Annotated in this window: 24 protein-coding genes and 1 pseudogene; 8 read left to right on the top strand and 17 right to left on the bottom strand. The window is 39.2% G+C overall.

The genetic code is table 11. The annotated features are described in order from the left end of the window. Positions 1-3: 3 nt before the first annotated feature. The 4 genes from BUB91_RS02135 to trmB all read right to left on the bottom strand — a co-directional run bounded on the left by BUB91_RS02135 (position 4) and on the right by trmB (position 2,936). Positions 4-1,140, bottom strand: a complete 1,137-nt coding sequence (locus tag BUB91_RS02135) for an Mrp/NBP35 family ATP-binding protein (protein WP_073096329.1) — start codon at positions 1,138-1,140, stop codon at positions 4-6. Positions 1,141-1,276: 136 nt separating this feature from the next. Then, positions 1,277-1,636, bottom strand: coding sequence for an MGMT family protein (locus BUB91_RS02130; RefSeq protein WP_073096327.1), 360 nt, complete (start codon positions 1,634-1,636; stop codon positions 1,277-1,279). Continuing rightward, positions 1,623-2,255 carry a LysE family translocator gene (locus BUB91_RS02125; protein WP_073096325.1) on the bottom strand — a complete coding sequence of 211 codons (633 nt, stop codon included), beginning with the start codon at positions 2,253-2,255 and terminating at the stop codon, positions 1,623-1,625. Before BUB91_RS02125 ends, BUB91_RS02130 begins: the two co-directional genes overlap by 14 nt. A gap of 6 nt (positions 2,256-2,261) precedes the next feature. After that, positions 2,262-2,936 carry a tRNA (guanosine(46)-N7)-methyltransferase TrmB gene (gene trmB, locus BUB91_RS02120; RefSeq protein WP_073096323.1) on the bottom strand — a complete coding sequence of 225 codons (675 nt, stop codon included), beginning with the start codon at positions 2,934-2,936 and terminating at the stop codon, positions 2,262-2,264. A 317-nt stretch (positions 2,937-3,253) separates the two neighbouring features. Between trmB and BUB91_RS02115 the strand changes: the two are divergent. Next, positions 3,254-4,171, top strand: a pseudogene (locus tag BUB91_RS02115) (glycosyltransferase); the annotation flags it as partial. Between the two features lie 90 nt (positions 4,172-4,261). On the opposite strand, the gene BUB91_RS02110 reads toward BUB91_RS02115, so the two are convergent. Next, positions 4,262-5,347: a sensor histidine kinase gene (locus BUB91_RS02110; protein WP_073096319.1), complete on the bottom strand. Its 1,086-nt coding sequence runs from the start codon at positions 5,345-5,347 to the stop codon at positions 4,262-4,264. Next, entirely contained in the window at positions 5,347-6,030 is a 684-nt protein-coding gene (locus tag BUB91_RS02105; protein ID WP_073096317.1) for a response regulator transcription factor, read from the bottom strand. The genes BUB91_RS02110 and BUB91_RS02105 overlap by 1 nt, the downstream gene beginning before the upstream one ends. Before the next feature lie 160 nt (positions 6,031-6,190). Between BUB91_RS02105 and BUB91_RS02100 the strand changes: the two genes are divergently transcribed. After that, entirely contained in the window at positions 6,191-7,168 is a 978-nt protein-coding gene (locus BUB91_RS02100; RefSeq protein WP_073096408.1) for a LuxE/PaaK family acyltransferase, read from the top strand. A 156-nt stretch (positions 7,169-7,324) separates the two neighbouring features. Here BUB91_RS02100 and BUB91_RS02095 read toward each other — a convergent pair whose 3' ends face one another. Next, positions 7,325-7,795 carry an Lrp/AsnC ligand binding domain-containing protein gene (locus tag BUB91_RS02095; protein WP_073096315.1) on the bottom strand — a complete coding sequence of 157 codons (471 nt, stop codon included), beginning with the start codon at positions 7,793-7,795 and terminating at the stop codon, positions 7,325-7,327. A 90-nt stretch (positions 7,796-7,885) separates the two neighbouring features. Beyond that, entirely contained in the window at positions 7,886-9,250 is a 1,365-nt protein-coding gene (locus tag BUB91_RS02090; protein WP_073096313.1) for a saccharopine dehydrogenase family protein, read from the bottom strand. Between the two features lie 63 nt (positions 9,251-9,313). Here BUB91_RS02090 and BUB91_RS02085 point away from each other — a divergent pair, with 63 nt between their 5' ends. Together BUB91_RS02085 and pckA are read left to right on the top strand one after the other, a co-directional pair. Beyond that, positions 9,314-9,700, top strand: coding sequence for a DUF423 domain-containing protein (locus BUB91_RS02085; RefSeq protein ID WP_073096311.1), 387 nt, complete (start codon positions 9,314-9,316; stop codon positions 9,698-9,700). Positions 9,701-9,771: 71 nt separating this feature from the next. Next, a complete protein-coding gene (pckA, locus tag BUB91_RS02080) occupies positions 9,772-11,382 on the top strand; it encodes a phosphoenolpyruvate carboxykinase (ATP) (RefSeq protein WP_073096309.1) in 1,611 nt (536 codons plus the stop codon). Between the two features lie 330 nt (positions 11,383-11,712). On the opposite strand, the gene BUB91_RS02075 is transcribed toward pckA, so the two are convergent. Beyond that, the gene (locus BUB91_RS02075) at positions 11,713-12,459 is read right to left on the bottom strand and encodes a uroporphyrinogen-III synthase (protein WP_073096405.1); all 747 of its coding nucleotides are present in this window, start codon (positions 12,457-12,459) and stop codon (positions 11,713-11,715) included. A 42-nt stretch (positions 12,460-12,501) separates the two neighbouring features. Then, positions 12,502-13,161 carry a DUF4271 domain-containing protein gene (locus tag BUB91_RS02070; RefSeq protein WP_073096307.1) on the bottom strand — a complete coding sequence of 220 codons (660 nt, stop codon included), beginning with the start codon at positions 13,159-13,161 and terminating at the stop codon, positions 12,502-12,504. Positions 13,162-13,269: 108 nt separating this feature from the next. On the opposite strand from BUB91_RS02070, the gene BUB91_RS02065 reads away from it, so the two are divergent. The 3 genes from BUB91_RS02065 to BUB91_RS02055 are packed head-to-tail and all read left to right on the top strand — an operon-like array spanning position 13,270 to position 15,819. Then, entirely contained in the window at positions 13,270-14,001 is a 732-nt protein-coding gene (locus tag BUB91_RS02065; RefSeq protein ID WP_073096305.1) for a polyprenol monophosphomannose synthase, read from the top strand. Between the two features lies 1 nt (position 14,002). Then, positions 14,003-15,343 (top strand): dihydroorotase, encoded by a 1,341-nt coding sequence (locus BUB91_RS02060; protein ID WP_073096303.1) that lies wholly within the window; start codon positions 14,003-14,005, stop codon positions 15,341-15,343. Beyond that, positions 15,340-15,819, top strand: a complete 480-nt coding sequence (locus BUB91_RS02055) for a DUF4296 domain-containing protein (protein WP_073096301.1) — start codon at positions 15,340-15,342, stop codon at positions 15,817-15,819. Before BUB91_RS02060 ends, BUB91_RS02055 begins: the two co-directional genes overlap by 4 nt. On the opposite strand, the gene BUB91_RS02050 is transcribed toward BUB91_RS02055, so the two are convergent. Continuing rightward, positions 15,805-16,812 (bottom strand): NAD-dependent epimerase/dehydratase family protein, encoded by a 1,008-nt coding sequence (locus tag BUB91_RS02050; RefSeq protein ID WP_073096403.1) that lies wholly within the window; start codon positions 16,810-16,812, stop codon positions 15,805-15,807. The genes BUB91_RS02055 and BUB91_RS02050 overlap by 15 nt on opposite strands. A 226-nt stretch (positions 16,813-17,038) precedes the next feature. Here BUB91_RS02050 and tyrS point away from each other — a divergent pair, with 226 nt between their 5' ends. Beyond that, positions 17,039-18,337, top strand: coding sequence for a tyrosine--tRNA ligase (gene tyrS, locus BUB91_RS02045; RefSeq protein WP_073096299.1), 1,299 nt, complete (start codon positions 17,039-17,041; stop codon positions 18,335-18,337). A 138-nt stretch (positions 18,338-18,475) separates the two neighbouring features. Here the strand turns inward: tyrS and BUB91_RS02040 are convergent, their stop codons facing one another. The 6 genes from BUB91_RS02040 to BUB91_RS02015 all read right to left on the bottom strand — a co-directional run bounded on the left by BUB91_RS02040 (position 18,476) and on the right by BUB91_RS02015 (position 25,921). Continuing rightward, positions 18,476-19,231, bottom strand: a complete 756-nt coding sequence (locus BUB91_RS02040) for a hypothetical protein (RefSeq protein ID WP_128759281.1) — start codon at positions 19,229-19,231, stop codon at positions 18,476-18,478. A 112-nt stretch (positions 19,232-19,343) separates the two neighbouring features. Beyond that, positions 19,344-20,051 (bottom strand): zinc metallopeptidase, encoded by a 708-nt coding sequence (locus BUB91_RS02035; protein WP_073096294.1) that lies wholly within the window; start codon positions 20,049-20,051, stop codon positions 19,344-19,346. 258 nt (positions 20,052-20,309) lie between these two features. Then, positions 20,310-20,720 carry a hypothetical protein gene (locus tag BUB91_RS02030; protein ID WP_128759280.1) on the bottom strand — a complete coding sequence of 137 codons (411 nt, stop codon included), beginning with the start codon at positions 20,718-20,720 and terminating at the stop codon, positions 20,310-20,312. A 196-nt stretch (positions 20,721-20,916) separates the two neighbouring features. Continuing rightward, positions 20,917-24,300, bottom strand: coding sequence for a leucine--tRNA ligase (locus tag BUB91_RS02025; protein ID WP_073096290.1), 3,384 nt, complete (start codon positions 24,298-24,300; stop codon positions 20,917-20,919). 68 nt (positions 24,301-24,368) lie between these two features. After that, positions 24,369-24,965, bottom strand: a complete 597-nt coding sequence (locus BUB91_RS02020; RefSeq protein ID WP_128759279.1) for a hypothetical protein — start codon at positions 24,963-24,965, stop codon at positions 24,369-24,371. Between the two features lie 29 nt (positions 24,966-24,994). Beyond that, the gene (locus BUB91_RS02015) at positions 24,995-25,921 is read right to left on the bottom strand and encodes a ketopantoate reductase family protein (RefSeq protein WP_073096286.1); all 927 of its coding nucleotides are present in this window, start codon (positions 25,919-25,921) and stop codon (positions 24,995-24,997) included. Between the last annotated feature and the right edge of the window lie 116 nt (positions 25,922-26,037).

The following is a 26,037-nucleotide window of genomic DNA, read 5'->3' as shown; positions in this document are numbered from 1 at the left end:
AACTTATTTTTTAACAGCGGCACAACCTGCCATTGTAGTAATTTTTACAGCTTCTGTAGGAGGTAAACTATCGTTACGCTTCACTAACTCCTCAACACTATTGCGTGTCATGGTCTCAAAAGCTTCTGCTAATATAGTATCTTTTTGTAAAGCGGCAGGATGACCTACATCACCACCTTCACGAATACTTTGTACCAAAGGAATCTGAGCTAATAAACGCACTCCTAAATCTTCGGCTAAATTACTGGCGCCTTCTTTACCAAAAATGTAATATTTATTCTCTGGCAATTCTTCCGGAGTAAACCATGCCATATTTTCTACGATACCTAATACAGGTACGTTGATGCTATCTTGTTGAAACATCGCTACACCTTTCTTAGCATCTGCTAAGGCTACTTTTTGCGGCGTACTCACTACAACTGCACCAGTTAATGGCATTGCCTGAACAATACTCAAGTGAATATCTCCTGTTCCCGGAGGCAAGTCAACCAAAAGAAAATCTAATGCTCCCCAGGCTGCATCAAAAATCATCTGATTCAACGCCTTAGAAGCCATAGGACCACGCCATACAACAGCCTGATCTGGTTTTGTAAAAAAGCCGATGGACAAAATCTTAATCCCATAACTTTCTACAGGTTTCATCTTTTGTTTTCCGTCAACTTTTACAGAAAGCGGTTTCTCATCTTGCACATCAAACATAATAGGAATAGACGGCCCATAAATATCGGCATCAAGGATACCCACTTTAAAGCCCATCTTTTGCAGACTTACCGCAAGATTTGCAGTAATAGTAGATTTACCAACTCCTCCTTTACCAGAAGCTACTGCAATAATATTTTGAATTCCCGGAATGGGCTTTCCTTTTATTTCGTTTTTAGGAGCTTTCTCTGGAGCATCAACCTTAATATTCACCTTAACCTGAGCTTTCATATGAACTTCGGCGTGAATAGCCTTCATAATCTCAACTTCAGCTTTTTTCTTGGCTTGTAGACTGGGGTTTTTAATCGTGATATCTACGATTACTTCATCTCCAAAAGTTACCACATTTGTAACAGCTCCACTGGTTACCATATCTTCACCTTCACCAGGTACACTTATGGTTTTTAGCGCATTAAGTATTGCTTGTTTCTCTAACTTCACGTTGTCTTACTTGGATTGATTCTAAAGGTGCAAATATAGGCCGAAAACTTCAGAACTCGAAAGAGTTATTGCCTATCTAACTATCGGATTTTTTTATACTTTCCGCTATATCAAAACACCTTATATTAGGTTTTAGTTATTGGTCGTCTTGAGAATCTAAACCTATCACAATAACAGGATCCCAAAAATGCTTTTTAAAATCCTGAAGCTGGTCATCTTCTATAACATGACCTTCGCTCTCTAATAATTGTTGCATTAGATCTGTACCGGGAAAATGATGTTTACCCGTAAGTACACCGTTTCGGTTTAAAACACGGTGTGCCGGTACATCTTCTTTTTCTGAAGCTCCGTTCATAGCATAGCCTACCATTCGTGCACTTTTTGCTGCACCTAGACATCTGGCAATAGCTCCGTAAGAAGTTACTTTTCCGTAAGGAATTTGCCGTGCAACATCATAAACACGTTCAAAAAAGTTTAGGGTTTCAGGTTTTGCCATAAAGCATGCGTATGAGCGTAAGCACAACTAAGACAATCATCAAAGCCGCCATAAAATAATTAGAATATTTAGCAAAGTTGCGCGGTTCATTTTGAATGCGATTAAAACCTACCACATATAAATACAACGCAGTAAACGTTCCTGAAGCTGCTGCAAGTGTAAATAAACCAACCTCAACCCAACCGTTATTACTCACACTGGTCACATTAAATGCTGCACTAAGCGCACAGAAATACGGAATAGGTAAGACATTGATCATTGCAACAAAAACTCCTTTTGCAAAACTGCGACGCCCGGAGTGTTTAGGGATTTTTACTTCTTTAACCCTATTTTTCTTAGCAGCAATAAAAAAGTAGACCGCCAATATTCCAAAAATTACAATGCCCATGCGTAATAGCGTGTTGCGCACAACAGGATGACTAAAAATATAACGAGCCAGTAAAATAGCAACAAATGCCTGTATTAAAACTACTATTGAAGCACCTATTGCGACCAGAACTCCGTTGCGCATCCCCCGGTGCACACAGGTCTTTGCGACAGACATATTAACAAGACCGGGAGGAAGTACGCCCAGCAAAGCCGCAAAATAAGTGATAAAAAAGAGCTTCGTTATTTCCAAAAGTAATTAGTTGATCCTGAATTTGATATAGGTTATCGCTTTACCTTTTTCAAGATACTGTTTTTCGTAAAAAGTCTGTATACCTATCACTTCTTCTGGCGCTAAATGATTGATATACACATTATGATGTGCATATAAAATCTCGTGTCCCAGACCTTCAAGAAGCCCTAAAGTATACCCGTGCATATACTCACTATCTGTCTTTAAATGCATCACACCGTCTGACTTTAGAATGGTCTTATAGCGTGCAAGAAAATCAGGGTTAGTCATCCTGTGCTTAGTACGTTTGTACTTAATCTGTGGATCTGGAAACGTAATCCAAATCTCAGAAATCTCATTTTCAGCAAAAGCTTTATCTACCAACTCAATCTGAGTTCGCATAAAACCGGCATTGGTGATGTTTTCTTCTAAAGCCGTTTTTGCACCACGCCAAAAGCGCGCACCTTTTATGTCGATTCCTAAAAAGTTTTTATCAGGGTAGCGTTGTGCCAAACCAACAGTATATTCTCCTTTCCCACAACCCAGTTCTAAAACAATAGGCTTGTCGTTTTTAAAAAAATCACGATTCCAGTTTCCTTTTAAAGGGAATTCCTGTTCAGTCAAATCTTCGCGGTTTGGCTGAATTACATTGCTGAATGTTTCGTTTTCGCGAAAGCGTCTCAATTTATTTTTACTTCCCAAATCTGATAATCTCTAATCCCGCAAGCGGACGTTAATGCTTAAAAAAACTAAAATCACCGAAGCTGTTGCTCTCGCAAAATATACCTCTGCAAAAATTCGCGTCAAATATACGGGTACTCATTCACATGCGCTTCTATATTCAACCTATAAAAACATACTAACCTTTTGATAATATCGCCAATATTTATTAAGTTATTGATTTTTAACAACTTATAAATACTTAAGGATTTTTCAAATAGTATACTAAGGGGTATTTTTAATAGTTTGATAATCTAGCGGAAACGTTTAATTACCAGCTATGTTACATCTTTGTATTAATGAACAAACCAAAAACCATATTAGTCGCACCACTTAACTGGGGACTGGGTCATGCTACACGCAGCATACCCATTATCCACGCGCTTTTGACTGAAGGTTTTCAGGTTATCATAGGTAGTGATGGTCCTGCGTTGCAATTACTTCAAAAAGAATTTCCGCAGCTTGAGTTTTTAGAATTTCCATCTTATAAAATAGAATACGCTAAAAACGGGAAACGTTTTAAGTGGAAAATGCTTTTGCGCAGTCCTAAAGTTCTTAAAGCGATTAGGCAAGAACGTGAATTACTTAAAAAACTGGTTAAAGACAAAAAAATAGATGCTGTTATTTCTGATAACCGTTTAGGTCTTTACCACAACGACATACCTACTGTTTTTGTAACACATCAGTTACAGGTTTTAAGCGGAAGCACAACCCGTTTAACTTCGGCTATGCACCGCAACTACATAAAGCGTTTTGATGAGTGCTGGGTTCCTGATTTTTCAGGAAAAACCAATCTAAGCGGCAAACTAGGTCATCCTAAAAAGTTTGAAATTCCGGTAAAATATATTGGAGCGTTATCGCGCTTAGAATCTGTTGAGACGGAATCGCATTATGACATTATGGTTTTATTAAGCGGCCCGGAACCTCAACGCACAGAACTTGAAGAACTTTTAATGCACGAACTGAAGCATTACAAAGGTCAGGTGCTTTTTGTACGCGGTGTGATTGAAGAACAACAAACCGTTACTCGTAAAGAGCAGATAAAGATTGTAAACTTTATGGAAACTGAAGATTTGCAAAAGGCTATTTGTTCTAGCGACCTTATTATTAGCAGGTCGGGTTACACTACGGTAATGGATTTGTATAAGTTGGGTAAAAAAGCCTTTTTCATCCCAACACCCGGTCAAACAGAACAAGAATATCTTGCAAAACGTTTGCAAAATAAAGGCATTATACCATTTAAGGAACAAGAGAATTTCAGCTTAAAAGCATTGAGCAAAGCCAAAGTTTACAGTGGTTTTAAGCCGTTACTCAACGAGGGGAGTTTCAACAGTACCGGTTTTGGGGAGCTCTTCGGCCTTTTCAAGAGTGAACGAAAATTCAGATCCCACTCCAAAGTCGCTTTCAACATAAATCTTTTCATCATGGGCTTCAATAATATGCTTGACGATAGAGAGCCCAAGGCCTGATCCTCCTTCTCTGCGCGAGCCACTTTTATCTACGCGATAAAAACGCTCAAACAAACGCGGGATATGCTCTTTAGCGATCCCTTCTCCATTATCGGTCACACGCACAATAACCTTATTCTGAATTAGGTTTTCAATAGAAATTTCTGTCGTACCGTCTTGCTTTCCATACTTAATAGAGTTAACAATAAGGTTGGTAAGCAACTGCTGAATGCGTTCACGGTCTGCATTCACAGATATGGGTTCCGTATAATCCATATCGGTAGTCAGTGTGATATTCTTTTTAGAAGCTTTCATCTCCAGTAACTCAAAAGTATCTTTAACCAGCACGACCATATCAAAATATTCGTAACGCAAGTTTAAATCACCTACTTCTAATTTTGAAATCATATCCAGATCACTAACCAGATACACCAGACGTTCTACTGCAGCTGCTGCCCGTTTGAGGTATTTTTTTCGTACGCTTTTATCTTTCATCGCACCATCAAGAAGCGTGAGAATATAACCCTGGGTAGTAAATAAAGGTGTTTTGAGTTCATGCGCTACATTCCCCATAAACTCCTTTCGGTACTCTTCACGAATCTTAAGCGACTCTATCTCCAGTTTTTTACTGGCTGCAAATCGCTCAACCTCTTTAGTAAGCGTATTCATATCTGTAGTAACTTGCCCACGACGTAAAGTTGTCACATCAAGTAGCGATACATCATCATAAATCTTCTTGACTCGTTTGTAGATAAAACGCTCAACCCGTACCTGTATCAACACAAAAGACAATGTGAAACACACCACAAAAAACAACAACACAAAAAACCAGTCAAAGGTATTTTTGAGGTAGAAAAAAACGCTCACAAAGAGCGTTAGTGCCACAGTGATCATCGAAGATGAAAACACCGCAAAGCGATATGATTTTTTAAATTTGGCTGCCATTAAACCACAAATTTATACCCTACGCCTTTAATGGTTTTAAACTTTTTGTCTCCTATTTTTTCACGTAGTTTTCTAATGTGTACGTCTATGGTTCTTCCGCCTACAACAACCTCATTACCCCAAACTTTATCTAGAATATCTTCGCGTTTAAAAACTTTACCAGGTTTAGAAGCTAAAAGAGAAAGCAATTCAAATTCTTTTCTAGGGAGCACCATTTCCTTTTTATCCTTAATAATCTTATACTCCTCACGATTGATAACAAGGTCACCAATCTTTACAGAAGCATCTCCTTCTTCTTCCTCTTTAAGACGACGTAACAATGCTTTTACTTTGCTCACTAAAACTTTTGGTTTTATAGGCTTAGTGATATAATCATCTGCCCCGGCATCATAACCTGCAACCTGAGAATAGTCTTCACCACGAGCGGTCAAAAATGTGATGATGGTTTCTTCGTGCCCGGGTAATTTTCTAATCTGCTCACAAGCCTCAATGCCATCCATCTCCGGCATCATAACATCTAAAATTATTAAATGTGGATTATTTTTTTTAGCTGCCTTAACTCCTTCTTTACCATTAGAAGCCGTAATAACCTGATATCCTTCATTACTAAGGTTATACCCTACAATCTCCAAAATATCCGGCTCATCATCAACCAGCAAAATTTTAATCTCTTTTTTCTTCATAAGGCTAAAAATTTAATGTAATCGTAAAGATACTGTTTAAATCTTGGCACAATAATACCAAATGCATTGGTAACATTTAGATAAAGTATCCTTGCTTTAAAATTAATAAATGTTCCGCTGCTTTTCCATTTTAAATACCTTTGTAACTCTAAAATTAGCTATGCTCCCAGAATCTATTTTTAAAATTTCTAATGCTGCTGAATTTGAAACTTGCGCGCTCGCATCCTTTCAGTTTCAGTGGAAACACAATGCGGTCTACCGTAAATTCTGCGATCATTTAACTGTTAGTCCTTCAAAAATTGATCAGGTTGAAAAAATACCTTTTCTTCCTATTCAGTTTTTTAAGGAGTTTGAAATTTTAGCTGCTACAGATGCTATTCAAACCACATTTACAAGCAGCGGCACCACCGGAAGTGTCACCAGCAAACACCATGTTACAGATCTGAGTTTGTATGAACAAAGTTTTCGCGCAAGCTTTAATTTACATTACGGAAATATAGAAGAATATACGGTGCTTGCACTATTGCCTTCGTATCTGGAGCGCGATGATTCTTCGTTAATTTATATGGTAGATTGTCTTATAAAAGACAGCAAAAAGCCTAAAAGTGGTTTTTATCTCAATGATTATAATGGATTGAGTGAAACATTAAAACGCTTGGATGCTGCCGGAGAAAAGGTATTACTAATTGGTGTTTCTTTTGCATTGCTTGATTTAGTAGAGCAGTTTGACTTTAGACTTCAAAATACCATTGTGATGGAAACCGGCGGTATGAAAGGCCGGCGTAAAGAACTCATACGCGAAGAACTGCATCAAATTCTTAAAAACGGTTTTGGCGTAGCCGAAATTCACAGCGAGTATGGCATGACCGAATTGCTTTCTCAGGGCTATTCTAACGGTAAGGGTGTTTTTACATTACCACCGTGGATGCAAGTGTTTATCCGCGATACTGAAGATGCATTACAACTTATAAAACCCGGTAAAACAGGCGGAATCAATGTGATTGATCTCGCTAATCACTACTCGTGTCCGTTTATTGCCACACAAGATTTAGGCAAGAAAATAGACGATAAACACTTTGAAATTATGGGAAGATTTGACACCTCAGATATACGCGGTTGCAATCTTATGGTTTTGTAATTTTTTTGAAAACTTAGTGTAAGTTATTTATAGTATAACCGACTTAATAACTGTTCATAATTGGTTGGTTAGTTAAGTTGGAAAACCCGGTTACTTGATATTCAAGAGTACCGGGTTTTTTATGGGCTATGCCAAAGCAATTTTTTGGTTTTCAACCTAAATCTGAATCTGTCTTTCTATCTGCTGATTTAGAGAAATAAAGGTCTCTGTACGTGAAACACCGTCAATCGCCTGTACTTTTTTATTGAGTAAGTGCATCAAGTGCTCGTTATTCTTACAAAGTATTTTAATGAAAATTGACCAATTTCCGGTAGTGTAATGACATTCTAAAACTTCGGGGATTTCTTCAAGTTGTTTAACCGCTTTAGGATTGCTCATCGCGCGGTCTAGATAAATACCTATAAAAGCCATCGTATTGTACCCTAAAACCTTAGGGTCTATCGTAAATTTTGAACCGGTAATCAAACCTGATTTTTCCAATTTACGCAGACGCTGGTGAATTGCAGCACCCGAAATTCCTACTTGTCTCGCGATTTCTAAAATGGGTTTTCGTGCATCATCCATCAACTGGCGCAAGATAATTTTATCTATTCCGTCTATTGCTATTTGCTCGTTTACAATTTTCATAACCTATAATTTATCAACTAAAAGTAGTGATAAACTTATTTTACACAAGCCTTAACTGCATAAAAGTTACAATCGTAAACTAATTAAGGTTTACTGATGATGTGGATTATAACCCAGATAAGGCACTTCGTATTCTTTAAAAACAATTCCATAGGATACTAACTCATCCAAAATAGGATTGTAAACCTCTTTTGAGACTGGTAATTGCACTCCCGGCTTGGTAATGATTCCATTTAAAATTTTTAAAGCTGCTATGCCTACCGGTAACCCCACCGTTCTTGCCATTGCGGTATAGGTTTGATTTTCGCCCACACTTACCATAGTGGCATCTATTTGCTTTTGCTCGCCATCGCGTTCATAACCAAATTTATGATACATCACAATCATATCTTTATCACTGTGATCAAGCGTCCATTTATCTTCTAAAATGCGCTGCAGGCATTGTGCAGGAGTCGCCTGCTGAAGTCCAATTTTCTTGGTTTCATCAAATAAATTAAGTTCTAAGAGTTTATCCCAAAGCAAATCATCCTGATCAATCTTGAGCATATGACGCAATTTTAATTGCACAGAATCTGTTGGGGAATACGGCAAAAACAAATTGGTAAACTCACGGTAACTCATTGCTTCCGTGTCTTGCAATATATAACTATCGTCTGTCATACCCAGTTGCACAAAAAGATTCCATGCTCGTGAGAAACCTACTCTACGCATCGTGCCTCTGTATAGTGTAAGCACATCTTCAAGACCGTATATGCTTCGATATTTCAACGAATTACGATTTGCATACGCCTCAAAGCGACCATAACCTTCCACGTCCAGAAATTCTGTTCTTCTAAAGAGCCTTTGATAGGGAATATATTTATATGTTCCTTCCTGAAGGAATTCCGCTGCGCCACCTTGACCGGCTAAAACAACATTTCTGGGGTTCCAGGTGAATTTATAATTCCACAGGTTGTCATCACTTTCAGGAGCTACAAGACCACCGCAAAACGATTCAAATAAAAGAATTTTACCCCCCTGATCTCTAATGCGATCAATCACCCGCATAGCGCTCATATGATCGATCCCGGGATCCAGACCTATTTCATTCATAAAAATAAGTCCGCTTGCGGTTACCTCTTTATTTAAAGCTGCCATTTCTTCACTGATGTAAGAGGCTGTCACCAGATTTTTTTTGAACAACAAACAGTCCCGTGCTATTTCAATATGCAAACGCGCGGGCAACATACTAATAACAATAGCAGCATTATTAACTAAACACTGTCTCGCTTCAGTATTCGCGACATCTAATTGAATGGCTTCTGCACACGCCCACTCTTTTGCCAGTCGCTTTGTATTTTCTAACTCCCGGTCTGCAATGACCAAGTGTAAATCTTCTGAGGCAGCATTTTCGGCTAAATATTTTATCAGCTGTGCAGTAGATTTTCCTGCTCCTATAATTAAGATGTTTCGCATTTTAAAATGGTATTTTTGCTCTAGTTGAATTTAATCATTTGATTGCGCATTAAAACACATATTATGAAAAGAACGCTTCTCATCACCGGTTCACTTTTAGGCTTAACAGCTGTTATTCTTGGAGCTTTTGGTGCTCACGGACTTAAAGAAAGTTTAACTCCCGAAGCCCTAAATTCATTTGAAACCGGCGTTCGCTACCAAATGTATCACGCTTTTTTATTATTAATTGCCGCCACTGCATTACCCTTAACTGAAAAAGCTCAAAAAAGTACGTTTTACCTAATTGTTTTAGGCGTGCTTTTATTTAGCGGCTCTATTTATTTACTCACCACAAAATCCTTAACGGGAATCGATATTTCGGCGATAGCTTGGATTACTCCAATTGGCGGCGCCTTACTAATTTCAGCCTGGATTTTGATTACTTATAATTTTATTAAATCTGTAAAATAATTAACTTTTTTATACTTATTGATAAAAGTAAAGCATTAATTTTACCGTGTATTTACTAAAAATTCAATTTTATGGCTTCAACCGCCTTATTCACGAAAACGATTTCGTTATTGAAATACGGAATCAAAAATGCAACAGTTCACTATCAATTAGACCCGCAAGAGCTACATCAAATATGTGTAGAAAATGATCAGGGTAAAACAACAGCTTCTGGAGCTCTCGCAATAAATACCGGAAAATTTACCGGAAGATCTCCTAAAGATCGATTTATTGTGATTGATGAGCTTACCCGCGATGAAGTGTGGTGGGGCGATATCAACATCCCGTTTGATAAACTCAAATTTAATCGCCTGCGCGAAAAAATACAAACCTATCTTTCTGATCGAAAACTCTTTGTAAGAGATGCTTTTGCTTGTGCCGATACTAGATATCGTCTGGGAATACGCGTAATCAACGAGCACGCTTGGTCTAATTTGTTTGCTCATAATATGTTTTTGCGTCCTAATGAAGAGGAGCTGGAAGGTTTTAAAGAAGACTGGCTCATACTCCATGCACCAGGATTTAAAGCAAACCCGGAAATTGATGGCACTCGACAAGAAAATTTTGCAATCATCAGTTTTGAAGAAAAAACGATTTTAATAGGTGGAACAGGCTATACCGGCGAAATCAAAAAAGGCATTTTTTCGGTTTTGAACTTTTTACTTCCTACCCAACAACATACACTACCCATGCACTGCTCTGCTAATGCAGGTCAAAGTGGAGAAACAGCTATTTTTTTCGGACTTTCAGGCACCGGTAAGACAACCCTAAGTGCAGATCCAACCCGAAAACTTATAGGTGATGATGAACACGGGTGGACACCAGATAACACCGTATTCAATTTTGAAGGAGGTTGCTATGCTAAAGTGATTAATCTTTCTGAAGAACAGGAACCAGATATTTTTAGAGCAATACAAGAAGGCGCTTTACTAGAAAATGTGATTGTAGATGACAACCAGAAAGTAGATTACACAAATACATCGATTACTCAAAATACCCGTGTAAGCTACCCAATACATCATATTAATAACATTCAGGTTCCTTCAACGGGTCAAAAACCTAAGCATATTTTCTTTTTAACTGCCGATGCTTTTGGGGTTTTACCTCCTATTTCTAAACTTACCCCCGGGCAAGCTGCTTATCATTTTATAAGCGGTTACACCGCAAAAATTGCAGGTACAGAAGCTGGTGTTACAGAGCCCATCCCTTCTTTTTCGGCTTGTTTTGGCGCACCATTTATGCCATTACATCCCACGCGATACGCTGAGATGCTCATTGCTAAGATGAAAGAAACCGGAGTTAACGTATGGCTTATTAACACAGGGTGGACGGGTGGTCCTTATGGCATAGGCAAACGGATGGCATTAAAATATACACGAGCCATGATTAACGCAGCACTCCACAATGAGTTGGGTGAAATCACACAAAAAGATTATCACAGACATTCGGTATTTGGGGTCGCACAACCGCGCACGTGCCCCGGTGTTCCTGATAGTGTTTTGAGTCCGCGACAAACTTGGAACAATGACGAAGGTTATTATAAAACGGCTCACAAACTGGCAGCTGCTTTTAAAGCCAACTTTAAGAAATATGAAGCATATGCAAGCGATGTGATTATGGCAGGGCAACCGCCTTCCAAGTAAAAGCATAATGAAACCACACTCCAACCACACTTTACCACAAAATCTGTGGGTGAATATGGTTTGATTATGGACTGACTTTGGGGTTACCTATAAGCATTCCTATCTTATCAATAGGGTATGTATGGCTATACGGGATTATGGGAATAGCTTAGAATAAAGAGCATTTAGAAGAATGAAAATGCAGCATTCTATTCTTGTATAGATTAACTGCAATTTTTGCTTAAACACAACAATTAAGCTTGATCCCGCCTTTGGGCCAAATACTACGAAAAACGCTAAACTAAAAAAGGCTCCTTGATGGAGCCTTTTACTTTTATACGATGTCTAAGATCATTTCTTATTCACATCATCAATATATTTTTCGAGAGCCATCGTCATAGATGGAGTTTCTGGCGTAGGTGCCATAATGTTAACTTTAAGTCCGGCTTCTTCTACTGCTCTTACTGTTGAATTCCCAAACACAGCAATACGCGTATCGTTTTGTTTAAAATCTGGAAAGTTCTCAAAAAGAGACTTAATTCCGCTAGGACTAAAGAACACTAAAATATCATACGTCACATCTTTTAAATGGGATAAGTCACTTACTACGGTACGGTAGAAAATACCACGATCCCAAGTAAGTTTTAGATCATTAAGAACAGTAGGCACTTCAGGTTTTAAAGAATCTGAAGAAGGCAATAAGAATTTCTCAGTTTTATATTTCTTTAAAATTGGTGCCATTTCAGTAAATGTACGTTTCCCCACATAAATCTTACGCTTACGGTACACGACATACTTTTGCAGATAATATGCTACGGCCTCACTCTGACAAAAATACTTCAAACTGTCTGGCACTTTAAACCGCATTTCTTCCGCTATGCGGAAAAAATTATCAACTGCATTACGGCTCGTTAAAATGATTGCCGTGTATTTATTCAAGTCGATTTTTTGATGTCTAACCTCTTTTCCAGGTACACCTTCTACGTGTATAAACGGGACAAAGTCGACTTTTACTTTCTTCTTTTCCTGTAAATCAAAATAGGGGGAATTCTCAACTTTTGGCTCTGGTTGCGAAACCAAAATAGTCTTCACTTTCATAGACATTCTAAATTTGTGTTTAACTCACACCTCTTTAACTACCTATATAAAACTAAACACCTTATATAAAATGAAGTAGGGCGCGATTTCAAGAGCGCAAAGGTACAAAATAAAATAAAACAGATTATTGTAAATTAACTTTTCATACCTTCTATACGTGTTGAAAAGACTAATTATGTTAAAAATCAAGAATATTCCTACCACTATCTGAATTATAAGCATATTAGGATGCACAACATAAACAAATATTGCGTTTACCGGAATTAGGATCAAAGCAAAATAACTGCGGTAACTCAGCTTAGACAATTGGTAGGCATTGAGCTGTTGTTCTCCTTTAAATAACACACCCAGCATACGCTCTATAAAAAACTTTAAAGAAACAAACACTACGTATGCTAACGCAATACGCAAGTACAATAAAAAGGAAGTAACATCTGAGTCAACATCAAATTGTATAAAAGCGATATAGAGAAAAAGGGATATAGACAGAAACTGTACTGTAAAGAGAATCAAATTAAACGGATTCTCAAACTGTATGTCTTTACCGGCTTTTAAAAGATACTTTTCATTTATAAGCAACTCTGCAAAATCTACAAAACGAGACTCATAGGCTAATTTTGCCACAGTAACAAGTAGTAAACTTGTCACAAAGACCAGAGTAATCCAGTCATTACTTGTAACACTTCGTTCTAAGGCTTGCAAATTCTTACTTTTTTGAGAGGTTAAAATTACTATAATTGCGAGAGTTTAGAGAAAAGTGCTCAACAATTAACGCCCAAAATAATTACATTTGCGATTAAATCACTTACAATGGCTAGTTCGCTCGTCATAATCCCCACCTATAACGAAGCAGAGAATATTGAAAAGCTGGTGCGCAACATTTTTGCGCAGCAACGCGCTTTTGATGTACTGGTTGTAGACGATAATTCTCCAGACAAAACGGCTGCTTTAGTAAAAAGCCTGCAGCAAGAATTTATAGGTCAGCTGCACCTGCTGGAGCGTCCAGGCAAAAACGGTCTGGGTACAGCCTATATTGCAGGGTTTAAATGGGCTTTGAAACGGGATTATGCTTATATTTTTGAGATGGATGCAGACTTCTCGCATGCTCCTAATGATTTGATACGGCTGTATAATGCCTGTTCAAAAGGCGGCGCAGATCTCGCAATAGGCTCCAGATACAAGACTGGGGTTAATGTGGTAAACTGGCCAATGGGGCGTGTCCTAATGTCATATATAGCGTCAAAATATGTTAGATTTATAACTGGCTTAGATATTGCAGATACTACCGCAGGTTTTATTTGTTATAAACGCGCGGTTCTGGAGCAGATCACACTCGACAAGATAAAATTTGTAGGGTATGCGTTTCAGATAGAAATGAAATTTAAAGCCTATTTACTAGGTTTTAATATCACCGAAGTGCCTGTTATTTTTGTAGATCGCACAAAGGGAACCAGTAAAATGAGCACCGGAATATTCAGCGAAGCTGTTTTTGGGGTTTTAGGAATGAAAATTAAAAGTCTTTTTAAAAGTTACGAGATTTAAGATGGAAAAGGTACTTATCAAAGATGCACATATTGTAAATGAAGGCACCATCATGCGCGGTGATGTTTATATCGAAAATGGAATTATACAAGAGATAAGTCAAAATCTCAGTGTTAAAGGACCTGACGTACACGTTTTTGATGCTGAAGGAAAACACCTTTTACCGGGCGTGATTGATGATCAGGTTCATTTTAGAGAACCGGGTCTTACCCATAAAGCTACCATAGAATCAGAATCACGTGCTGCTGTAGCAGGAGGTATTACTTCTTTTATAGAAATGCCTAATACGATCCCGCAGACTACAACAATAGAAAAGCTTGAGGAAAAATTCAGCAGGGCTGCTGAGACTTCTTATGCGAACTACTCGTTTATGTTTGGTGGTACTAACGACAATCTGGATGAGATCAAAAAAGTTGATAAAACCAAAGTAGCCGGACTCAAATTATTTTTAGGAAGTTCTACCGGAAATATGCTTGTTGATGACGAGTCTGTTTTGCGTGAGATCTTCAAGAGCACAGATCTTCTTATTTCGGTGCATTGCGAAGATGAAGAAACCATTCGTAAAAATATGGATATCTACAAAGAGCGTTATGGCGATGACATCCCTATTAATATGCATCCTATAATTCGCAGTGATGAGGCTTGCTATTTATCTTCTTCGCGCGCAATAGCTCTGGCTAAAGAAACCGGGGCTCGCTTGCATGTCTTCCATCTTTCAACAGCGAAAGAAATGGAGCTTTTTGACAAAAAAACTCCGCTAAAAGACAAAAAGATCACAGCAGAAGTTTGTATTCATCATTTGTGGTTTTCAGATGCAGATTATGAAGAAAAGCAAACCCTCATAAAATGGAATCCTGCTGTAAAAACACAAAAAGATCAAGATGCGCTTTGGGAAGCCTTACTAGATGATCGCCTTGATGTGATCGCTACAGATCACGCGCCACATACTTTAGAAGAAAAACAAAACGTTTACACTAAAGCTCCCAGCGGTGGTCCACTCGTACAGCACGCACTTCCGGCAATGTTAGAGATGTACCACGAAGGCAAAATAAGCCTGGAAAAGATCGTAGAAAAAATGTGTCACAATCCTGCGATACTTTTTGAAGTAGAAAAGAGAGGATACATCAAACCCGGCTATTATGCAGATCTTGTTTTAGTAGATCTTAACAATCCCTGGACGGTTACTACAGATAATATTTTATACAAATGCAAGTGGTCGCCTTTTGAAGGCAGCACCTTTAAATCACGTATTTCACATACCTTTGTAAACGGTCGTTTAGCTTATAAAAACTTTAAAGTATACGATGAGCGCCATGCGCAGCGTTTAACCTTTAACCGATGATACAAAAAGTAGTTTTAGCGTTGTTTGGTTTGATTTTCATTTTGAGTTGTAACGAAGTTAAAACTCCTAAAAAACCTGATAATTTTATCAAAAAAGATAAAATGACAGCTATCTTGTATGATATCTCACTGATGCGAGCGCTCAAAACCTATAGTGTAAACGATATGCTTGTTTTAGGCCTTCAGCCAGACTCGTACATCTACAAAAAATATGACATTGACAGCTTGCAACTTGCGGAAAGCATCGATTATTATTCTGTGAATTTTAATGAATACACGGCTATGTGGGAAGAAGTTGGAGAACGACTAACCGCCCAACGTGATGCGTTACAATTCAAACAAAATGAATTAGACAGCATTCGTTTAGAGAAAAGTAACCGCAGACGAGACTCCATAAAAAAAGTCAATATGGTTAAGCCTGATTCTAAAGACATTCAGGTGAAAAACGATTCTTTATTAGAATCAGTTAGCAGTTAAATGCTTAGCAATACGATTTACCGTAGCTTCAATAGCATTATATTCAAAACCCAATTCTTTTTTAAGTTTTGAATTCTCATAAATACTCGCTGTATATGCAGATCGCGCTGTACTTTTAGTCAGCTGACGTCGCTTACCAAAGAGACTTGCAAACCAATCTAACTTCCAAGCCAGATTTAACTGCCATTTTTTTAATTCCTTAGACGGAAGCGCCACTCCTAAAGCTTTGACTATTTTATCTAAAACACTTTTAAATTTAAGATTATGGCCCACCAGAATATAACGTTCATTTTTAATGCCATGCTGCATCAGCAGATACATCGCTTGTACAACATCTTCTACATCAACAAAACCTGTAGAACCAGGAACCGTATATTTTAGTCCATTTTGTACGCTGCTGAAAAGCATCCCGCTTCCTTTGCCGTAAAAACCTTCTCCTAAAATCACACCGGGATTTACGATGACCACATCAAGACCTTCCTGAGTACCGCGCCAGACTTCCATCTCTGAAGCAAACTTAGAAATGCTGTAAACACTATTCTCCTTTGTAGCTTCCCATTGCGTTTCTTCGGTCACTTCTTTTAAACTATCACCTAAAGCCGCTACCGAACTCACATAACACAGTTTCTGAATTTTGTTTTTCAGACCAAGATTCACAACATTTGCCGTACCTTCTACATTGATTTTTTGGAGGGTATCAAAACGTTTTGGGTTGAAGGAAACCAACGCCGCACAATGATAAACTGTGTCAATTCCGCTAAATGCTTCAGTCAACGCCGGAATATCGGTAACGTCTGCCTGTACCCATTCAATCTTTGAAAAATCAGCAGTTGTCGTATTTGACAGATCATTTTTCCATTTAAAAAGATCTTCTACGACAGTAATCTTATTTTGGGTTCTATAGATTGCACGTATAGCGGTTTCCCCCTCTGCAAGCAGTTTATATAATAAATGTGAACCCACTAAACCGGTACCTCCCGTTACTAAAATCATAGCTACGAAGTTAGTGATATTCTTACTTTCTTGTCGTGGTGGCTTGCGCATTATATTTATATTTGCCAGCTAGTAAACTACCTTGGGGCAAGCCTGTCTGACAAAGGCAGACCCACAAGGCATTAAAAGGAAACAGCTTTTGACTTCGGGGCAAGCCTCGGAGCACCTGCCTAAAGGTAGGCAGGTTTAAAACTCGATTATCGAGTAAACGCAGAACACAGCAATTATGATTACCAATTTTGTAGAAGAGCTAAAATGGCGCGGAATGATTCACGATGTGATGCCGGGCACCGAAGAACACCTAATGGAACACATGCGCTCTGCTTATGTGGGAATTGATCCTACCGCAGATTCGTTACACATAGGTCACCTTGTAGGGGTTATGATGCTCAGACATTTTCAGGCAAGTGGTCACAGACCTATTGCACTTGTAGGTGGTGCTACCGGAATGATAGGTGACCCATCTGGAAAGTCTGACGAGCGTAATCTACTTGATGAAGAGACCTTGCGCCACAATCAGGAAGCTATAAAAGAGCAACTATCTCGCTTTTTAGATTTTGATTCTGATGCAAAAAATGCTGCTCAGCTGGTCAATAATTACGACTGGATGAAAGATTTTAGCTTTCTTGAATTTATACGTGATGTAGGCAAGCACATAACGGTAAACTACATGATGGCAAAAGATTCGGTAAAAAAGCGCTTGTCTTCTGAATCGGCAGAAGGAATGAGCTTTACTGAATTCACGTACCAGCTCGTTCAGGGTTATGACTTCTTGCATTTATATCGCGAGAAAGATTTAACCCTACAAATGGGTGGAAGCGACCAGTGGGGGAACATCACCACCGGTACAGAACTCGTGCGCAGGATAGGAGGCGGTAAAGCTTATGCAATGACTTGCCCGTTGATTACAAAAGCAGATGGCACCAAGTTTGGAAAAACCGCTGGCGGCAATATCTGGTTAGATGCAGAACGCACCTCTCCTTACAGATTTTACCAATATTGGCTAAACACCAGTGACGAGGATGCTGCTAAATACATCAAGATTTTTACCTTTTTAGGAAAAGAAGAAATAGAGAGTTTAATCGCAGCACATCAAGAAGCTCCACATCAGCGTGCTTTACAAAAACGTCTTGCTGAAGAAGTAACCACAAGCACACACGGTTTAGAAAACCTGGAGAATGCGGTAAAAGCTTCAGAAATTCTCTTCGGAAAATCTACTGCTGCAAATTTAAAAGCGCTTAACGAAAAGACTTTTTTAGATGTTTTTGAAGGGGTGCCGCAAGCGGAAATAAGCCGCGGTGAATTTGAAGCCGGACTAGATATTGTAGCTGCTCTTTCAGAAAAAACAGGCTTCCTTTCTTCTAATGGAGAAGCCAGACGTGCTTTAAAGCAAAATTCAATCTCTGTTAACCAAGAGAAAGTAGCAGACGGTCACACCATCACTTCTGAAGATTTAATAAACAACCGCTTTGTACTTTTACAACGCGGTAAAAAGAATTATTTTGTAATCCGTATTTTGGATTAATTAGAAATGATTCTCACTATAAAAGCCTCAAACAGAATTGCTGTTTGAGGCTTTTTTGTTTCCTGTCAGCTTAAGTCAGTTTCACATTGCGTATGATGAACAAACAAGTTCTAGATTATAAAATATACTAAGTAATTACTATTCAGCTATAAGCTCTTGATAACTGATCCAATGATCTTGAATGAAAAATTCAAGCTGGTTATCCTGGTTTTGTTGTATCAGTTCAGCAATGTTAGTCTCTTCTACGAGGTAATATAAAAATCTATTTAATTCTGCTTCCTCAATTTTTAAACTTGCTGTTATATAGCTGCTGTAATGTTCTCTAAGAAAGTCTAAGTTTTCTAATCTTCTTTCTATTTTTAGATACTCTTTCATTCTTTTAGTTCTCCCTGAAATTTTATTAATAATAGGATCCAGTTGCAGAGAACCTCCTAAAATTGACAATAAGTGTATCATTTTAAAGTCTCCAGTAGTGTATAGGCGCCTTTCATATCGCGTAGGTATGTCCACTGGATGATCTATAATTCCCAAGTCGTATGCATTAATGTGGCTAAAATCTTCAACTACAACCTCATCCAATTCAATTGACATTTGTTTTAAATCAACGTTTAGCAAGTCTTTTTCAAAGTCGCTTTCGCCTAAAACCAGTATAAAATACTTATGATCGGGGTGCGCTACAGAAAGTGAATCACCCAATCTACCGTTAATGGCAAATGTGCCTTCTTCGTCAGTTGTTATTCGCTGCCGGCTAGCCAGATTTTCGATAATAACATCCGGAACAACCTCGCCTTCAAAAGTAACAACACCGTTTAGGAGTCTAGTTTCCTGAGCATTGAGATTAAAGGCAAGTAAGCCTAAAATAAATAGGAAATAATTGGCGCTGGCAGGTATCATCGTTTTGTTATTAGACAAAAAATTACGAATAAAAACCCGGCCTGTGACAAAAAACCCATTCAACAGCAGCCTGCTGTTGAATGGGTTTTGATTTATAATACGCTTTTGAACGTTAGCGTCTTCCTCCAAAAATTTGAAGTGCGAAGTATAATAAGGTTGCCAGCGAACCGATCGCAGCCACCACATACGTACGAGCCGCCCACTTGAGCGCGTCTGCTGCACCATCGTGTTCCTGACGTGTCAACATATTGGATGATTCTAACCAAGCCAAAGCACGATTACTCGCATCATATTCTACCGGTAAGGTTATGAATGAAAACACCGTTCCCATTGCAAAAAGACCCAGACCTATAAGTGCTACGGTCATTCCTAACCCAGAACCGATGATTGACATCAAAACCACACCACCTATAATAACGAACATAGACATCCGCGAAGCTACGCTTACCACAGGTACCAATTTGGAACGCATGGTTAACCAACTGTAGGCTTTAGCGTGTTGTACCGCGTGACCACACTCGTGCGCAGCTACCGCAGCCGCAGCAGCGTTACGTTGGTTATATACCGGCTCACTCAGGTTTACCGTTTTGTTTGCAGGATTGTAATGGTCTGTCAACTGACCTTGCACTGAAATTACTTTAACATCCCTAATCCCATTATCGCTAAGCATTTTACGAGCAATTTCTGCTCCGCTCATCCCGTTTTGCAAGTGTACTTGTGAGTACTCCTTGAACTTACTTTTTAATTTATTGCTTACTAACCAACTTACCAATGCGATTGCACCTATAAGTATGTAGTAGCCCATATATCCTCCAAACATAGTTTCTAGTTTTAGTAGTTAAATCTACTCAATATTTATCAAAAAATAAGCCGAAAACGATAGGTGTCGTTTTGACGGTTACTTTAATAAACTAATATTAAAATCACACTGGGCTACTACTAGTAAACTTAAAACAGATATCAATTCGAGCGCAGTCTAAAAACGCTTTCAGTATAAAGGTCAATACATCTCAAACCTGCTTAATCCGGAAGGAATTTTGCCATTATAAATGCATAACCATAAAATGGTACACAAGACTCAATCAGTATACTTGAGTAAGTTTGCTTCGTATATTTTCACAGTATTTACCCGGTTTGTTTTAGTGACTGTTTTTTTGTTTTCATCTTTTTCAACAGATGTTTCAGAAGAATCGCTTAACCATTTTTCCCTTGGTAATCCAGAAAACAAAATAGCATCCGCGCCTACACTTTTAGCCTTTTCTAACATTACGGCTTGTACAGCTTCAGCTCTATCCAACTCACCAGGATTGCCACTATTTTCCATCTTACCCATTATTTTATAGCTACGCTGAATATCTTGAGGATCAAAGTAAATCTCGACGTTAGAAGTAGGCGCATAGGCGTTACCCAGATAATCAATAGTGGGTTTGCATGCAGTAAAATTAAAAGCTAAGACTATAGCCACGATTAAAAGTAACTTTCTGTTCATAGTATAAAGGTTTTGACAAGGTGCTTTCATCCAATTCAATTTTAATAAAGAATTCAAACTAGAGCTAGCCTGTGGTTTATAAGCGAAACCCAAAATCTGTGCCACGGAATTCATCTAAAAACCCCGAATACTTTAACTGATTAACAATCAAAGCATCCGGGGTTAAAATTATTTTAATCGAGTAACTGATCTCCAATTACCCCACAAAATTCACGATCTTCCCGGGAACGACGATAACCTTTTTAGGTTCGCGACCACCCAAATATTCTTGTGTTTTTTCGTGTGCACGTACTGCTTTTTCTATTTCTTCTTTGGAAAGATCTAACGGAAGCTCCATCGTAAAACGCATCTTTCCGTTAAAGGAAATCGGATATTCTTTACTGCTTTCCACCAAATGCTTCGCATCAAACTCCGGAAAGGCTGCGGTAGCAATCGACTCTTTATGACCCAACAAACTCCACAATTCTTCTGCGATGTGCGGCGCATACGACGAAATCAAAACAGCCAAAGGTTCCAGCACCTCGCGATTGTTGCACTTTGCAGCAGCCAACTCGTTAACGGCAATCATAAAGGTAGAGACTGAAGTATTGAAACTGAAGTTCTCAATATCTTCCTGAACCTTTTTGATGGTTTTATGCAATACTTTAAGCCCCTCTTTAGAAGCCGGTTCCTCTGAAACTTCAAAATCACCCAGATTGCCTGCATTATCTACCTGGTGGTATAGCTTCCAGAGTTTTTTAAGGAAGTTGTGAACTCCGGTGATCCCTGCAGTATTCCAGGGTTTTGCCTGCTCCAACGGACCTAAAAACATCTCATACATACGCAGCGTATCGGCCCCATACTCCTCACAAATAGTATCGGGATTGACCACGTTGTATTTGGATTTGGACATTTTTTCGACTTCGCGACCAACCTTATAAACTCCATCTTCCAAAATAAATTCAGCGCTCTCAAATTCGGGTCTCCAATTTTTAAAAGCTTCGATATCTAATTCATCAGAAGCATTTACGAACTCAACAGGCGCGTGAATTTTTTGAAAATATCGAGTTTCAATATCTCCTTGAGTCAAACCACTTAACACCTCTTCCCAATCAAAATCCTGAGGCGCAACATACTCTGGTGCATCTGTATCAACTTTGCCATCATCAATAAGTTTCAGATATAAACTTTCAGGAAGAAAATACCGCTTACCGTTTCTTGAAACTGAAAATACAAAAGCACTCTCCCCCAAAATCATCCCTTGATTGATCAGCTTTTTAAAGGGCTCTTCAACCGGCGCAAAACCGCGGTCTTTTAAAAATTTCACCCAGAAACGGCTGTATAATAAGTGACCGGTTGCGTGCTCGCTTCCGCCAATATATAAATCCACATTTTGCCAGTAATCCATCGCTTCTTTTGAAGCAAAAGCTTCATCGCGCAAAGCTTTCTCCATATACCTGAAGAAATACCAGCTGCTTCCTGCCCAACCCGGCATAGTATTTAACTCTATCCCCCAAACCCCCGAAGGGGGCTTTTCACCTTCTGGCACCGAAACAACTTCGTTAGTATTCGTATCCCAATGCCACTTTGTGGCGCGGCCTAATGGCGGTTCGCCTTCTTCGGTGGGTAAATATTTTTCGACTTCGGGAAGTCGCAAGGGCAGGTATTGTTCATCAATCATTTGCGGCATTCCGTCTACATAATACACCGGGAACGGTTCGCCCCAATACCGCTGACGGCTGAATACGGCGTCACGCAGACGGTAATTGACTTTACCTTTTCCCTGACCTAATTCTTCCAGTGCTTCAATCGCTTTAGGCAGCGCTTGTTTGTAAGATAATCCGTTTAAGAAATCAGAATCCTTCAACGGCGTATTGTCTTTTTCGGCGTAAGCCTGTTCGCTGATGTCAACGCCGTCAAAAATATTTTTAATGGGAATATTAAAATGCTTTGCAAAATCCCAATCCCGTTGATCCCCGCAAGGCACAGCCATCACCGCTCCGGTACCGTAACCGGCCAGCACGTAATCCCCTATCCAAATCGGGATAGGCTCCTTCGTAAACGGGTGCTCTGCATAAGCTCCGGTAAACACCCCGGAAATGGTTTTAACATCAGCCATACGCTCGCGCTCACTGCGTTTGGCAGTCGCCTCGATATACGCATCAACCTCCGCTTTTTGCTCTGGAGTAGTGATTTCTTGTACCAAATCTAGCTCCGGTGCAAGCGTCATAAACGTAACCCCAAAAATCGTGTCTGGGCGGGTGGTGAAGACAGATATATGCTCCCCACCTAAATCCTCCCCCGAGGGGAGGACTTGCTCTCGACGCTCTATTTCGATAGTAATCGTTTGTAAAACCTTTTCAACATCATTAAGCACCTCCTCATTTGAGAATCTAAGAACTTTGTAGCCTTTTTTCTGTTCCAATAACAGTTGACGTTCTGCATCTTTATCCATTTGATATTGATGCACTTCCCCATCAACCTCAACAATCAGTTGTGCAGATAGGCACACAAAATCAACGATATATTGATCGATTGGGTGCTGTTGTCTAAATTTAAAACCTGTTTTTTTTCCACGAAGTTTACTCCATAGCAAAGCCTCAGCCTTTGTCGGTTTATCCCGCATTTCCTGAGCACGTTCTAGTAAAACATTTACGAGTTCGGGCTTGCCCGTCATAAAACCGGCGTGGCTTGCTCCCCTTCCTTGGGAAGGGGTTGGGGGTAGGATACGGAACTTTACAGAAGCACCTTTTGACCGACCAATCCAATTGGTTTGTGAATCTTTAAGCGGCTGTGGCCAGTCGATATCTTGTAAACCGTCTAGCAAGCGCTGGGCGTAAGCGCTGATGCGCATGCTCCACTGCTTCATTTTTTTTCGCACTACGGGATGCCCGCCACGTTCTGAAACGCCATTTACAATCTCATCGTTTGCCAGTACGGTACCTAAAGCGGAGCACCAGTTTACCTCGGTTTCTGCGAGGTAGGTCAGCCTGTATTTTAACAGGATTTCTTGTTTCGCTTTTGCGGAAGCCTTCTTCCACACTTCAGCAGTAAAAGCTTCTATACCTTCATCACAAACCGCATTTACTGAAGCATTTCCTTCGGCTTCAAATTTTGCGATCAGCGTGTCTATATGCTCAGCTTTGTTGGTGTCGTTGTTGTACCAACTTTCAAAAAGCTGAATGAAAATCCATTGTGTCCATCTATAATATTCCGGATTTGAAGTCCGCACTTCGCGACTCCAATCGAATGAAAAACCGATTTTATCGAGTTGTTCGCGGTAACGGGCGATATTGGTTTCGGTAGTGATTGCAGGATGTTGCCCGGTTTGAATCGCATACTGCTCTGCCGGAAGTCCAAACGAATCATACCCCTGCGGATGCAATACATTATAACCTTGATGCCGCTTGTAACGCGCATAAATATCACTGGCGATATACCCTAACGGATGCCCCACATGCAACCCTGCCCCAGAAGGATACGGAAACATATCCAACACATAATATTTAGGCTTATCGCTGTTATTTGATGCTTCAAAGGTTTTGTTTTCTTTCCAAAACTTTTGCCACTTTTCTTCTATCGCGTTAAAATCGTAATTCATTACCGTGTATTGCTTTGCGCCAGGCGCGTTTTAATGAGCGGCAAATTTACGATTATTAAACTCCTATGCTAAAGTTTCTGAACGGTGGTTTCTTTGGTCTTGATATCAATGATACCTAGAAATTCTTTTTTATGAGTATTTACCGGATTTTCAGCATCAAATGACCCCATCTCTATTTTATAAATACCCTCTTCAACCTTTTTAATATTTGCATTTGGAAACCTATTTCTGAGACGATCTTCATTATACGTTTTAAACAACGGACTTTCACTAAACAGTTTTAAAGCTGCTACGACATCAGCTCGTTCTTTTTGAAAATCATCTTCATATTCTTGCTTCGGGGATTTAAAACCCCGATTCTCTAATTCTACCCAAACAGAATCATTGTGTGCCTCTATGAAGTCAATTTCAGATTTAAATGCAGCATCTTCATCTTCAGTTTCCCAAAATGCAGCATCTTCATCTTCAGTTTCCCAAAAGGTATCACCCGTTTTATGTACTAATTTAATTGGCCATTTTTCTGCAGTACATTCATGAGCGGTAGTATTTACAAGGTTGCCTATTGTAAACATCGTCCACAATTCTAATGAATCCTTTTCTTCTTTTTGACTGAATAAACTCAGGTGAAGTAGTAAGAAACAAAAAATAACACTTAACCGAATCATAATAAAGATAATAGATGACAAAAAAGTCTCTACAACTTCCGCGCCTCTTTTTCCATAGGCAATAAACATTCATAAATAAGCTCATTTACTGGAACCGAAACCCCAAGACGTTTCCCTTCCCGTACGATGTAGCCGTTAAAATTATCGAGTTCGCTGGGTTTCCCTTCCATAATATCGCGCTGGGTGGAAGCTGTAACGTCTGCTCCCTGATTTTGAATCGCTTCAAAAACCGATTCCATATGTTTTTCTGTAAGTGCAATGCCTTTAGCTTTGGCTACATTGAAAATTTCCTGAGCAGTATCTTTCATCATATTAAATAGATATTCGCTGGAACGAATTTTTCCCATTGGCACGCGGGTTAATCCGCCAATACCGCTTATGGTACAAATGAATAAGAATTTCTTCCAGATCTCCACCTGAATATTTTCGACTAAATCCCCCACGAAATCAGCTTCTTGAAATAATTCCTGAAGCGCTTTTACGCGGTCGGAAAGACTACCGTCGAGTTCGCCAAAGGTGATGCTAGGCTCAAACGTAAGGTGCTTTATCTTACCGGGACCGTCTTTAAAAGCAACGATTCTACACAATCCACCGAGAACTTGAGCATTCGGCAACACTTCAAGAATTTTTTCTGCATTTGCAGCACCGTTTTGCAAGGGTAAAAACAAGGTTTTAGGCTTTACATATGGCTTTAAAGCTTCAATAGTCTCGGGAACTTGCCAGGATTTTACACCTAGAATCACCAAATCCGGTGTTGGTATTTTGCTAAGATCATCAGTCGCGAGATCCGGTCCAGCAACAAAATCACCTTTATAACTACTTACCTGTAATCCGTTTTTCTGAACGGCATCGAGATGCTTTCCGCGAGCTATAAACGTTATATGATTATTAGTTTTAGTGAGTTTTCCGCCAAAATAGCCGCCTACTCCTCCTATACCGTAGATTAAAATGTTCATCAGTTTATCATTTTCAGGGTTAAGCTTTTAATTATAAGGTGTTTCAACCCTTATAAACACTGAAAGTAGCGAAAGCTTTGATATAAAAATACAAAATGCAAAAAGCGTACGTTTAA

This window comes from Leeuwenhoekiella marinoflava DSM 3653 (genome assembly GCF_900129005.1).
Lineage (GTDB): Bacteria > Bacteroidota > Bacteroidia > Flavobacteriales > Flavobacteriaceae > Leeuwenhoekiella > Leeuwenhoekiella marinoflava.
Note: the sequence above shows the minus strand (reverse complement) of the source record. Positions and strands in the feature narration are given on the sequence as shown.